A 12,301-nucleotide genomic window follows, 5' to 3' on the forward strand; every position below is an offset into this window, starting at 1 on the left:
CTCTATGAACGAAAACGAAATACCACCATCAGACTTAGAGCGCATCCTTGAGGTGCTCTTACGGCAAGATATTCCTGCTCTATATTACCTTTTTGAGCGTTTGGCTATTTTGCTTTCAGCGGTTTATTTTGCTTCGATGCTTTTTACTGTTCTTCGTGTGCGTGCGTTAACTGGAAATCACTCTGCTGCCGCAATGCAAATGTCTGACGCTTCGCCTTTGTCTCTCCTGGCTAAGTTCTTCGCGAGCGTATTTCTAGGCAGCTTTGGCTTCGGCCAAGCAGTTATAAGTAACACTCTATTCTTGGGTAACTATGAGCCCTACTCAGTTGAGGTTTTACAATCTATCAGCTGCTCCATAAATGATATGTCTGGTTGTGCACACTATGAATTAGGGTTATTTGCTGATGGCAGCTGGAGCAAGGCGACGATAAATGAAACCTTATATGAGTTTTCTATCGGGGTTATCGCTATTTTCGGTACGATTTGCTACTTCATTGGTTGGACTAACTTTGCGAAATTGGGTGGCCAGCAAATTAAACGAACATTCTGGCAGTGTATGGGGCAGATAGGTATAGGCGCTGCCTTAATGCGCCCAGTCGAAACTTGGCAAGCATTTACGGGAGGATTCTTCAGTGTTTGAGCAAACTCTTTTCGATGCAATGCTTAACCCTTCAATATTGCATTGGCTGGCTGTTATGTTTGGTGAGTGGGTTTATTCCCTCACAGATAGTACGTCCGTCATTGACCATCCTGTTTCGCCGCTAATGGTGGTGCTGGCCTCGATCAGTATTTGTGCGATCATTGGATTCGTCATCATGGTGACAATGCTTGGTGGCAGGGCCATACTTTCGACTGGAGCTACAGGTTCGATTGTGTCTCAAACTTCCCCGTACTGGCATTTTAGGGTTATCGCGGGGCTATTCCTTATAATGCCGACTAGTTATGGGATCAGCGAGTTGAATGAGTACAATGTGTCTGTGTCTCATGGGCAAGTTGCCGTTATCCAAGGTGGGTTGTGGGGGGGCGGTGTTGCTGACGTAATGTATCAAGTAGGTGCAGAATCTCTTCTCAAATACAACATTTCAGGCAGCCCAGGCATTGATAACACGGTTCAGAAATCCAATGAGCTTGCGAAAGCATTCGTATGTAATGAGTTCTACTACAGGAATGTAGGTGCATCGCTAGGGCAAAGCCTAATTCACTATGTAATAGTTTCAATGGACGCCAACATAGCCACCAGTTCTATGGTAGGTGTGGAGTCGATATCCGATATATCCATTGCGGACGTAACAACTCTACCCGCACAAGCGCAAATTCACGTTTTGCTCGGTGGACCGAAAGCCTATTGTGGTGACTTCTCTGTTTCTCTTGATGCGATAAGAACAGAGGATAGCAAATCATTCATCGCCATGCTAAGCCGCTCACTGTATGCAGGTCTTCAGCATGTTCGTGATGTTTCAGCTAACAACTCGCAAATCCAATTTGTAAAATCCCTCGATGTGTATGAGTTGTTCGCTTCGCGTTATTACGAGATGTTTTCGGGTACCAACGCTAATGCTATTGCTGAAACTGCAATTGCAGAAACTGGAGATAACAGTATTGATGTAAACAAGGTTGTTAACGCTGGTGGCTTACAGAACGTGGGCATGGAAACTATTGAGGATAAGATTGCATCCACAACCGATGCACTCAACTATTTGGCTATATATCTTAGTTATAGACAAAGAGATATAGCTAAGGAGTCATCAAAAGTAATCTATTCAGAGTTTACGGGTGTTAACGACGACTCCGGTAGCTTAGACGGTTTTTCAGAAAAACTATTCAAGGACCATATGTCTGACTATATCTCAGCTGGTATGTTTTGGTCGGTATTCCATAACCTTTCTGATGTGATGTACGAGGGCGGGAGGGCTCTAAATGCTTTCTCGCTTGCAAATACAGACATTGAGCAAGCTCGTCTATGTCAGAATTCAAATATTCTTCAGCAGGGTTGGAATGCTGTCTCTAGCGTGTTTGGAGACGACCGTTATCTATGCCAGTCCTCGCAGCACGTTATAGAGGGTTTTAATGTCCTAGTGTCACATGCGACGACAAAAGCAAAGACTATTGTTCCCGAGTCGATCACTCTTGGAAGTGGCTCTACCGCAGTGGACCAAGATGTGTGGAGAAGTTTCTTTGCAGTCTCAAGTCAAGGTAATGCCGTTGATAATGCTGAGATAGATTTCATGATGCGCATGCTAATTGGGCTAATTGAAAAAGTTTGGTCCATGAGCTTGTGGTTTGGTGACGACAATGCAGTGGTGGGTGGTGGTATCTCTATGGAACGTTCTCTGCTTAGTGGCAATGATGCAATCATGTTGGATTTGAATGGAACCACTTCACCGTTCTCCTTGCTCACCCAGCTAGGGCAGGAGACGCGTGATTTAGCATTCCTGGCGAAGTCCATTCATGTTTTCATAAAATCATTTGTTGAAGCAGTAAGATTGACTAACACGGCTGCAACTCATGCGATGATTGATAGCCCGTTAGGACTAGCTGCCGGATTTACCTCTTTCTTTATTACACTGGGTGTTACGTTGTTTAGCAACGCTGTCGCTGAAATATTAGGGGTTGTGACCACTCTTTATGGAGTGCTTATTACGTCAAGTCTAGCGATAACCTATGGCATTCCATTGATTCCCGTAACAGGTTGGGTTTTCGTTATCATTGGCGTTCTGTTCGCAATCGGTGCTGCCGCTGCCGCGATCAATTTCGCGGCAATCTTGATGATTCTGCCGAAAGGTGACGGCGTGTTCGCTCCCGATACAGAGCGTATCGTTAGCTTAGTTTTCGGTATTTTTATTCGACAAGGGCTAATTGTGGTCGGGTTTATCTTCCATTTGACCTTAGCGTTTGTTGGCTTGTCGATACTGAATTTAATTTGGGTCGGCTTCTTCATCAATAAGTTCGACAACTTATCCTTGATCGACGGTATCTTTTGGGTTTTCGTCTTCTTCGTAGGTTACGTTGTTATGGCTTTCTTTATCTGTTTGTATGCCTTCAAGGTTATCGGACAGCTCGTGGATACAGTTGGGGTGTGGATATCAACTTATTTAGTAGGTGGAGCATTCGGTAGCAATGCCGATGATATTCAATCTGCTACGCATGGGTTTAGGGATTTGTCTTCCAAGCTAGATGACCTTGCTAAAAGTGTTACTAGGCCACCTTCGCCGTCATCAGGAGGAAAGCAACAAAACAAAAGCGATGCGCCTAAGCAAAATCCATTTAATGAGGTGAATGCATAATGAGTATGGATGATAGAGATGATAAGCCTTTAGTGAAAGGGGAGGCCATTGATAGTGCTCTCGATACTTTAAATATATCGGTAGACCGTAGCCATCATGATGTGGTCGCTTCTGAAACAAATCATCTCCAGAAGGCTGGGGAGTCACACAATGTGGGGGCTACGTATGTACAACAGAATCTAACTGTAAATGTTACTCAACATGAAGCTCCCAAGGCTATCGAGGGCTTAGATAAGGTATCGCAAGTTCAGAGCCCAATAGAGGTAAATGTAACTGTAAGTAACCACGGCGTTATCTATAAAGTGGGGAAATGGGGGTGGACTCAGATAGATCGTTGCACCTTAATCCACCTCAGAAGTAATCAGCCGCTCTACCATAACTTTATAGGAACGATTAAGTCTGATCTTGTACTTCTCTATAAGGGCCATGAGTCCATTGAGAAACTTGACTGGCTCGGTCATCAAAGTATGCCGATACGAGAAACGTTGGCAGCGGCGTACAGAGATGAATCGATTATTCATACGATAGAAGGGAACTTTACGAGAATTAGAATTGTGCTCATCGCTTTGCTGGCCACCTTGATCTATCTATTTATGGGGTTGTCCCTTGATCTACTTACAGCGTTCAGTGATGGTGTCGATTTCAACGGAGCTTTACGAATACTGTATGGGTTGGCCACTCTGACTCTAATCGCTTATTTTTACTATGCTTATGCGTATCATGGATATGCTGTATCTCATGACCAGTTTTTCTCGAAACAGGAATTCCATCGAGCACTATTAAAATTGCGAAGGGATGCTTGGTTCCCGTTCTTCAGGGAGTAAAAAAGCAGCCATATGGCTGCTTTTTTTATTTCAATCTAATATCAATTAACCTTGCTAATGCAATGCTTAAAGCAAACAACAGCAACCCTAGAGCAACATGTTCAGAGGGAACCCTCAGTCCGAGAGTGATCGCAGTACCTCCAAATTCAAACTGGCTCATAGTTAATCCTGAGAGCGACTCAATGTGGTCTTGGCCTTTTTGCCACAGCGCACCAATCTCATTGATATACATCAGGTATGTTGAATAAGCATGACCAACGAAATGGTTACCAAGACCGAGAACAAGAAGCACCGAGCAAACTGCAACTCTGGTTACAAAACTTCTAAAACCTCCAGAAGTAAATGCCCCCATCAACTTGAAAAATGTAATAGGTATAAAGTAAAAGAATCGCCGGATTAATGATGTGTAGAGAAGGCTGCACATAACAACCGGCACGCCGATTAAATAGTACAATAATCTTGCCATAGGCTTTTCCTTTGATTCCGAATGTTCATAATCAGACACACACTTACTTTAAAGGCTGATATTCTTCAGCGTCATTAATTGTAATGTCAATTAATCGCTGTTGTTTATTGAAAACAAAATCAACGCCTTGTCGGCTCGTGACTGAGTTGTCCTTGTATACGTAGCGGTAACGATAAATTGTCCTGTTATCTGGGTACTCAACACTTTGAGGGTAGCCAAACGTCTCCTTGACGGTTTCCATTGTAGATAAGCCTACGGATAAACGTTCTAGCTTAGCAAAATTTATGGGGCTGCCTGATTCATAAGGCGCGGCACAACCAACCAATATGGCAGAGATACCTAAAGTAGCCAGCACGCTCTTACAGCGCATAGACATATGTTTCATCGTGTAGTCCTTTTGAATGACCTTGTTAATTTAGCACAGTTACGGGAAGTAGCAATATATATTTGCCAGAGCTGAAGCATTTGGGTCGTCAATGTATGCTCTATCGGATGGGCGATACGTTTTCATTCGCGCAGTCCAGGTAATGCCAGCATCATCAGCGTAGAATTCATTCAGGTTGTTGTTTATCGTAATGTTACCAGAGTCCAAGAAGTAGGTTGTCCACTTAAGTGGAACCATAATCATACGGCCATCACCGTTAGCGCCACATTCGGGCTTTGGCACTGAATCGTTAGCAACGATAACCACGGCACCTTTTTGAACAAAGTTAGGTAACCTTTCCGATAGTAGTGCTTCGTTAAGAGCACCAATTGCGATGTCTTGGAAGCGACTGGTTCCATCTAAATCGATTAAAAAGTTAGGATCGTTAGCATCATATATGTTACCAGTTGTGGCAATGTTACCACCTCCAATAGTCGTATGATTGGTATTATCCCCAATTTTTAGCTCGCCTGATATCAAGCTTTGAATCGTTGGATCAAGTTGTTCAATGTAGGAGGTTTGTATCCTATCAAGGTATGCATCTTGAGCTATCAGTGCTTGTGTAGAAACCGTGTTTGCAGCGTTCAAACTTTCAATTTCGCTGGTGCCAGAAGGCTCTATGTACCTTGTTGTTGAAACTGTGGTGGACGCTCTGTCGTACGCAGAAAACCTTTCCGCGCTGATAGTTTGCGCTCCTTCAATGTCTCCAGGGGTATCAAATATAATTCCAGCATTGTTCGCGAAATGTTCTGTGCCTGTTATTGGAGTTCTACCATCCGTTCTCTGGTACGGAGTATTAGCAATATTTAGCCCTATTTGAATCGAGATGATTGCACTATTGCGGTCTACATTGAAGAATGAGTTTGTAGCTCCAGCCGATGAGAATGTAACTTGTCCTTCTGCCCTGGTTGAAATGGCAACCGCTGTCTCGGTCGATGTTTGGCCAAGAACGACTACGCCTCTTGTTACATCGTTACTATCAACATACTGGAAGTTGACCGAGAGGTTTGTTCCATCATTACTGACTGTGAAGCGGTATTGCTGATTATCACCAACAATAGGGCGCTCAGAGTACTCGCATGGTAGATACTCTGAAGGTGCGCTTCCTCCAGTGCATGAATTTGCTTTAAGCCAGTTTAGACCAACATGCACTGTACCATTATTAAATGGCTGACCCGCAACATTTGATTGTTCGTGAGGTGCAAGCAACCCAGAGGCTGGGTCGCCTGCGCTTGAAATATAGCGAACTACACTATTAGCTATTTCGCCCAACCTTTTAGCTTGAGTTTCATAGCTTTGTATTTTTTGGTTTTCTAAAATTCGCTCTTGCCACGCTACCGCTGCAATACTTATCAACACTGAAACAAGAGCGAATTCAACTAGAGTCATACCAGCGTTCTTTTTTTTGATAGATATAGCTCGCATTCGATAACCTTAACTGTTTGTTAGAGTAATATCAGTTGTGCCAGCAACAGCCGCGCAAGTAGTATCCATAGCTGCTTTGCTAACGATTCTCGTGGCGCCAACTTGAACTTGTATAACCTTATCAATGTAGTTTCGAACTTCATCCAAACAACGGCCTGCTGGGACGTCCTCGATGATGACAGAAATGAATCCATTGGCGATATTGGTTGTTTGGCCACTGCGATCAGTAACTGTGGATGCAACACCAAAAGTGAGTCCATTCTGTGAGTACGGCGTAATAAATTGGTCGGTTACTGTTGATTTCATTGTTGCCGGTAGGTAGCTATCGCTTCGCCATACGGATGTGTTTGAAAAGCCATTGTAGTCCCCCCATTGCTGCTTTTCCTGAGTAACTCTAGCGAAAAATGTTACAATCGCATCTTTCATCTGGCCTGATGCCTGACTAGTAGCGTTAGACTTGTATGTCCCATAAGCCGCTATGGTCGCAGTGGCTATTAACAATGTGCCTAAGACCACTTCTATGAGCGATAAACCTTTTTGACGTGATTTATTGGATGATAAGCGTTTCATTTTGTTTTCCTTTTTTAAATATTCAGACGTTGTTTAAGCCTGACTCATTGAGAAGTTCGCAAGAACAAATAAAAGTATGTAACAGGCAAAAGTTACCTTACCCATGAAGTTCACTCTGTTTGCAAACGACATTATTTTTTGCTCGATGTCTTCTAGAATTGATTTGGCGACTATGTTCATGTTTGTACTTGGGTCGCTAAGTTCGAAAAAAACACTAAGCCGATACTGGGTTTCACGGTCAAACAAGTCATTTCTAAATGCTTCAATGTCCGAACCATTAAGCCTGTATGATTTTGTCATCTCGCTGACTTTCGACTTAATGAAACTGTTGGAATTAGAACTCATTACCTTAAATGCTTGGCTTGTATTGATGCCAGAGGTGTAAAGCAGAGATATTGACTGTAGAAACAGACCTGATTGAATTAGCCGAGAGTATTTTAATGGCACGCCAAAGAGTGGAGCTCTTTCTATTGTTGTTCGAGCCTTTCCACCCATATTGTCAGCGCACCAGCTATATGCTGAGTAGATTACAATTAGACTAATGAAGCCAGAAAACAAATTACCTAGTATGAACTCATTTACATTGCTAAACATAACCACGCGAGCTGGTGGCTCTTTATCCATCCGAATCAGTACCGACTCTAAGGCAGATATATACTCGGCCTGACTGAAAGCAGCGAATGCAATAATTATTAGGAGGTACATTACTGGAGCCCTAAGTGCTGCCCTGACAGATTTCATTAAATTCGCCTTGGCATCACCTTGTTTTATAATTACGTTCAAAGCAGCTATAGGGTCTTTTGAAGCACTCATAATCATTTTGTCCGTGCTATTTAAAAAAGGCTCAAGACTGTGTTTAACTTCAGGTTTTGCAGAGTTGGAGCGATCTTTCACCGTTTTACTTAGGTACTTTTCAGGTATCTTCTTCCAGCGTTCGGGGTACGTTTCAATCAATTTATTATATTGCTTGTCAGTTACGCTCAAAAATGGAGAGCCAACTATGCCGCCTTCATCACTGCCAGAAAGAAGAGCTGTAAATCTCATGTACTGCACTACTTTTTCACGGAATATAGTTCTAAATGACAGCTCAATAATAGATGCTCTGACATTTGTTAGAGTATTTCGTAATGGGGTACTACGGAGCCGATAATAGCTATTTTTCCAATGGTAAAGCGTGTCATATATAGTGGGTTTCATTGATAAACTACCTTTGGTTTTTCAATTCCATTAATGGTTCGAAACTTAAACGTGTCTTTTAATGAATCAAACTGTTCTATTACATCAGTTGGATCGATAACACCTTCAAAAACGTATGTGAGAGCAATTTCTTGTCTGGAAAAATGCTCACCTTTCAGCCACTCAATTTTTGCTTTGTCCTTTTCTCCTGAACTAACGAGCTCAAGAATGCGCGAGTTAAACTCGACAACTTCGGCTACCAATTGCCTGCCGGAAATTCCGCGATGACGACATTCAGAACAGCCACTAGTAGACCTAAACCGGATATCACTTATTCTGTGTGCGAGTCCCATCTCAGCCAATTGTTCAATGACTGTCAGTTGCAATGGATTGAAATCTCTGATGTCGTCAGCTCTTAAAGAGCAATGAGGGCAAAGTTTCTTGAATAGTTTTTGTGCAACAGCGGACTTCAAAACCTCGCCTGTTTTTAACAGCACTGAGTTAGCTCCGAAGCCTTGAAGTCGTTCAAAAATGTCAAATGGGCTATCACAGTGAAGTGTCGCAAGCACATTGTGGCCACTTAACGAAGATTGAATAGCGGCCTCACATGTTTGAGAATTATTAATCTCCCCAATGGCGATATCGTCAGAGTCACTCCTCACCACGTAACTCAATAATTCTTGAATCGCGATGGTTGCTTCAGATGGGTCCGTTACACCTGATTTAATCAGCGTGTGTTGCACTACGCCTTTTATATTTCGTTCGATTGGATTTTCAATGGATATGATTTTTTTTGTACCATGATGACTATCCCCGATGTACATAAGCATGTTTTCTTGGGTTACGGACTTACCGGAGTTAGTTTCGCCGATTAATAGTGTTATGCCTTTTCCAAACATTGCCGTTTTAATTACTTCTGCCTGGTTAAATCTAAAACCAAGTAATTCAAACGGGATACGTTCCGCAGTTGCATTTTGGTCACCTGTGCAACGCAGTACCATTGAGAAATTTTTGTCTTTTTTAGTCGTAGAATGACTCGCAATCCGCGCACCTAACGTCTTGCCGTTAATTTCTCGAAACAAGCTGCCATCTAATTTATCGTGTTCATTGAATCCAATACCAGCGATATTACCGCTTAAGCCAGCAACAGAAGCGTATAAAACAGATGCGAACGTATGTAGTGTGTTTTTGTTCCGTTCTTTTCCGTATAGTTCAAGCTCCCCATCTCTTCTAAAAAAGATACTGTTTTCATGGTCACCACATATAATGTGAATATCTGACGTATTAGTCTCATAAGCATTGAGAAGCATTGCGTCAATGGCTTTCTCAGTGTCATTGCGCTCTTCTGAATCGCTTTTCTCAACCTTCATCTCCAAAGCGTTGAGGATAAGGTCTTCGGTAACTTTTAATACGACTACATGGTGGTCTGCTAACTCAGCTTTAATCTTGATGGCTTGTTGAGCGTTCTTTATTATTTCGCGGTATTCATTGCGTTCGAGAGCATCTTCAATGTGTTCTGCAATCAATAGAAAGCCAACTTTTTTTTCAGTTGCGGCATGAGTGGTACGTTGATCTTCATTTGAACCATTGTCTTGAGTTTGGACCTGTGGGTAGCCAATTGGGTACTTAGTAAATTCAGCAGAGACAACGAATACAATTTTGCGCTGCATGTCTGCTCCCAATGACAGCTCTTCAGCCCCATGTACGGAGGAAATTTCACCTAAATCCTTTATCGATACAATTACTTTTGGCAAGCAATTCTGCCCAAACTCTCTTTTCATTCTTTACTCGCCTTTCATCGTGTCGTAGTTTACGGGTACTGGCGAACGGGATTGAGTTTGATAGGATACCTGTACTGGGGTGTTAGCTGATTCTGTAAATGATTTCAGTTCAGCATCTAACTTGCCCAGTGTGTATTTTTCCTGATACTGCTCTCGCAGTTTGTTATTGTGCTCAACTTGCTTGATTATCTGCTCCGCACTAACCACTCGACGAACAAGAGTTTGGTTAGTTTCTTTGTTCTTAAATGCAATGCTAGATGCTGTATAATCAACGATTATGAAAGAGCCAAATGCTTCTCCATTTTCTTTAGCTGTAAACAGATCTACGTTAGGTATGCGCTCGCCATCCACATACAGCTCAGCGGTAAAGTCGTCACCAATGCCGAATAATTCAGAAACGAACACCGTATTTAAATTCCATCCTTTGGGAAGTTCATATTTGACAATGTTTACTGAGTTAGCCTGCTGAGGTGGGGCTTCTGTTGCTGTCGGTCTATTTTGGTTACCATATAGTAACTCTTGTAATTTAATGGATTCTTTCGCAAGCGTATGAAGTGCTTTTATTGCCTTTATCTTTTCGTCGTTGTTTCTGTCTGATTCCATTATTCTGATACGTTCAGATTCAACCTCTTCAACCGTCATGGTCGCTGCGTAGGCTGAAAAAGCACATAATGTTAAGCTGACAAACAACGACAGCTTCAATGACAATCTATTGTTTTGCGTCATAGATGGAAATCTCCGTTACAAGTTGAGAGTTAGAGTGTGAGTAAACGAGCTTTACCAATACTGCGTTTTGGTAAGTTGACACGATTTCTTCGATTGGACCCAATGACTGGAGATGTTTAGATGTGATCACCAGTTTGTATTCACGTATATCTGATATGTAGTCGTTTTCGGTTAGCGTGTTTGACCTCATATATCGCTGAATGGATCGCAGTGCTTCTGTTGAGAGTGGAATGGGACGCTTTTCTAAAATCGCGCTGGTTAACGTCCAGTTGTCGATCAATCCGTTGTACTTAAAACTTTGAAGCGTTGATATGAGGTTTTCTGGAACGAAATGAGCAAACACAGCGTCGAACGGCTTATCGAGTTTGCTATCAGGTAATGTATGAACAACGTTTGCTTTTTCACCATCTAAAAATGATTGCACATAGTCAAACTGTGTTGTGAAGCTTACAAGGAGAGCGCTTTCGTCTTCTCGTATGTATTCAGAGTTTATCACTTCAGTCGGAGAGGGACTGCCAAGCTTACTTTTCCTCACAAACATTACTTTGTTAAGGGCGTAACCAGCAGTAGACGCAGGAAGAGAACCAATTGTTGATTTAAGAATCGTAGTTGACTTATGACCAGATGATCGTACATATGATTCGACCCATTCCATCTCCTGACTTATGGCGTCCTTAAAAAGCATGGCGTCCGAATCAGATGTATCAGCGTTCTTCTCTTCGTTATTGAGATTGGTATTTTTTGTAACAGCTGTTTGCACTACTGGTACATTAGAAAATAGCGCGTCATCTTCGGTTGAATCGATACCACTATCTCGATTACTCATCCAAAGTGCTACCGAAGAAGCCAGAATAAGTGCGCCAACAACCGCTTTTGGTTTAATCCCTGATCTTCTATTAGTAAATCTTCTTACGTTTGATAGGTAAACCTGTTTTGGGATATTCCCTTGATGAAGAAGGTTACTGAATACCCCCGTTTGTGAGGACGTGCTATTTAACGCTAAAGCGTATCCGTCATGGACAAGACTAGTGATTGCGCCTTCAAACACATTGATGAACTTTGACTCTTCTATATCCCAAAGGGTAACGTCAGCAATGTATTGCTCGCTTGTGTCTAGAAACAGATCACTAAGTATGTTTGCTAGCTTGGCAATGATATCCGACAATGATTGTTTAGACTCAAGCGCCTCGGTAATTGAGTGTGCATCTTTGGATTCTAAGCCAGAAATTGTTGTATCTAGAACAATTCTATTGTCCTGGTATGCCGCTAGGTACCATGTGTCATTCTGGATAGAAACAATGTGCAAATCTACATGGTGAGCATGCTCTGTCTCAATATTTACGTCATGTACTTTACTGGTGGTGAGGTTGTGCTCTCTGAGCAGCAATGCCAATGAAACGCTCTTTGAGATATCACTCACTAAATGTTCATTTTTTTGCACGACCCCAAGCGTGATTATATCTTCGCTTTGGGCCCTGACACCAAACTCGGTGTATGTAGTAAAATGAGACGTAGATTTGGCAGCATAAGACGCTTGGTTAGTAACATCAGCGAGATGTTTCCAAGCTAAATCTGTCACAAGGTACTCAAACCCAGGGCCGCTTTTTCTAAAAAATGTTGTCATA

General features: G+C 42.4%; 11 protein-coding genes. 3 read left to right on the top strand and 8 right to left on the bottom strand.

Features of this window, described 5'->3' with window-relative positions; translation table 11 throughout:
* Positions 1 to 4 precede the first annotated feature (4 nt).
* The 3 genes from CTT30_RS23225 to CTT30_RS23235 are packed head-to-tail and all read left to right on the top strand — an operon-like array spanning position 5 to position 4,108.
* Positions 5 to 640 (top strand): hypothetical protein, encoded by a 636-nt coding sequence (locus CTT30_RS23225; RefSeq protein WP_229631141.1) that lies wholly within the window; start codon positions 5 to 7, stop codon positions 638 to 640.
* Positions 633 to 3,284: a hypothetical protein gene (locus tag CTT30_RS23230; protein ID WP_252037711.1), complete on the top strand. Its 2,652-nt coding sequence runs from the start codon at positions 633 to 635 to the stop codon at positions 3,282 to 3,284. Before CTT30_RS23225 ends, CTT30_RS23230 begins: the two co-directional genes overlap by 8 nt.
* A complete protein-coding gene (locus CTT30_RS23235; RefSeq protein ID WP_252037722.1) occupies positions 3,284 to 4,108 on the top strand; it encodes a hypothetical protein in 825 nt (274 codons plus the stop codon). Before CTT30_RS23230 ends, CTT30_RS23235 begins: the two co-directional genes overlap by 1 nt.
* A 25-nt stretch (positions 4,109 to 4,133) precedes the next feature.
* On the opposite strand, the gene CTT30_RS23240 is transcribed toward CTT30_RS23235, so the two are convergent.
* The 8 genes from CTT30_RS23240 to CTT30_RS23275 form a co-directional block, all read right to left on the bottom strand.
* On the bottom strand, positions 4,134 to 4,574 hold the full coding sequence (locus tag CTT30_RS23240; protein WP_252037724.1) for a hypothetical protein: 441 nt from the start codon (positions 4,572 to 4,574) through the stop codon (positions 4,134 to 4,136).
* 43 nt (positions 4,575 to 4,617) lie between these two features.
* Positions 4,618 to 4,959, bottom strand: a complete 342-nt coding sequence (locus tag CTT30_RS23245; RefSeq protein ID WP_229631145.1) for a hypothetical protein — start codon at positions 4,957 to 4,959, stop codon at positions 4,618 to 4,620.
* 39 nt (positions 4,960 to 4,998) lie between these two features.
* Positions 4,999 to 6,387, bottom strand: a complete 1,389-nt coding sequence (locus CTT30_RS23250; RefSeq protein WP_252037726.1) for a hypothetical protein — start codon at positions 6,385 to 6,387, stop codon at positions 4,999 to 5,001.
* Between the two features lie 45 nt (positions 6,388 to 6,432).
* Entirely contained in the window at positions 6,433 to 6,993 is a 561-nt protein-coding gene (locus CTT30_RS23255; protein ID WP_229631148.1) for a hypothetical protein, read from the bottom strand.
* Between the two features lie 33 nt (positions 6,994 to 7,026).
* On the bottom strand, positions 7,027 to 8,037 hold the full coding sequence (locus CTT30_RS23260; protein ID WP_252037728.1) for a hypothetical protein: 1,011 nt from the start codon (positions 8,035 to 8,037) through the stop codon (positions 7,027 to 7,029).
* A 149-nt stretch (positions 8,038 to 8,186) separates the two neighbouring features.
* Entirely contained in the window at positions 8,187 to 9,950 is a 1,764-nt protein-coding gene (locus tag CTT30_RS23265) for an ATPase, T2SS/T4P/T4SS family (protein WP_229631151.1), read from the bottom strand.
* 3 nt (positions 9,951 to 9,953) lie between these two features.
* Positions 9,954 to 10,676 (bottom strand): hypothetical protein, encoded by a 723-nt coding sequence (locus tag CTT30_RS23270; protein ID WP_229631152.1) that lies wholly within the window; start codon positions 10,674 to 10,676, stop codon positions 9,954 to 9,956.
* Complete coding sequence (locus CTT30_RS23275; protein WP_252037730.1) at positions 10,660 to 12,300, bottom strand: hypothetical protein; 1,641 nt, start codon at positions 12,298 to 12,300, stop codon at positions 10,660 to 10,662. The genes CTT30_RS23270 and CTT30_RS23275 overlap by 17 nt, the downstream gene beginning before the upstream one ends.
* Position 12,301: the final 1 nt, after the last annotated feature.

This window comes from Vibrio coralliilyticus, assembly GCF_024449095.1.
GTDB lineage: Bacteria > Pseudomonadota > Gammaproteobacteria > Enterobacterales > Vibrionaceae > Vibrio > Vibrio coralliilyticus_A.

Bases quoted from the DNA above. Each gene is read 5' to 3' on its own strand.
- CTT30_RS23225 (WP_229631141.1), top strand. From the start codon at position 5: ATGAACGAAAACGAAATACCACCATCAGACTTAGAGCGCATCCTTGAG.
- CTT30_RS23235 (WP_252037722.1), top strand. From the start codon at position 3,284: ATGAGTATGGATGATAGAGATGATAAGCCTTTAGTGAAAGGGGAGGCC.
- CTT30_RS23240 (WP_252037724.1), bottom strand. From the start codon at position 4,574: ATGGCAAGATTATTGTACTATTTAATCGGCGTGCCGGTTGTTATGTGC.
- CTT30_RS23245 (WP_229631145.1), bottom strand. From the start codon at position 4,959: ATGAAACATATGTCTATGCGCTGTAAGAGCGTGCTGGCTACTTTAGGT.
- CTT30_RS23250 (WP_252037726.1), bottom strand. From the start codon at position 6,387: ATGACTCTAGTTGAATTCGCTCTTGTTTCAGTGTTGATAAGTATTGCA.
- CTT30_RS23255 (WP_229631148.1), bottom strand. From the start codon at position 6,993: ATGAAACGCTTATCATCCAATAAATCACGTCAAAAAGGTTTATCGCTC.
- CTT30_RS23260 (WP_252037728.1), bottom strand. From the start codon at position 8,037: ATGAGATTTACAGCTCTTCTTTCTGGCAGTGATGAAGGCGGCATAGTT.
- CTT30_RS23265 (WP_229631151.1), bottom strand. From the start codon at position 9,950: ATGAAAAGAGAGTTTGGGCAGAATTGCTTGCCAAAAGTAATTGTATCG.
- CTT30_RS23270 (WP_229631152.1), bottom strand. From the start codon at position 10,676: ATGACGCAAAACAATAGATTGTCATTGAAGCTGTCGTTGTTTGTCAGC.
- CTT30_RS23275 (WP_252037730.1), bottom strand. From the start codon at position 12,300: ATGACAACATTTTTTAGAAAAAGCGGCCCTGGGTTTGAGTACCTTGTG.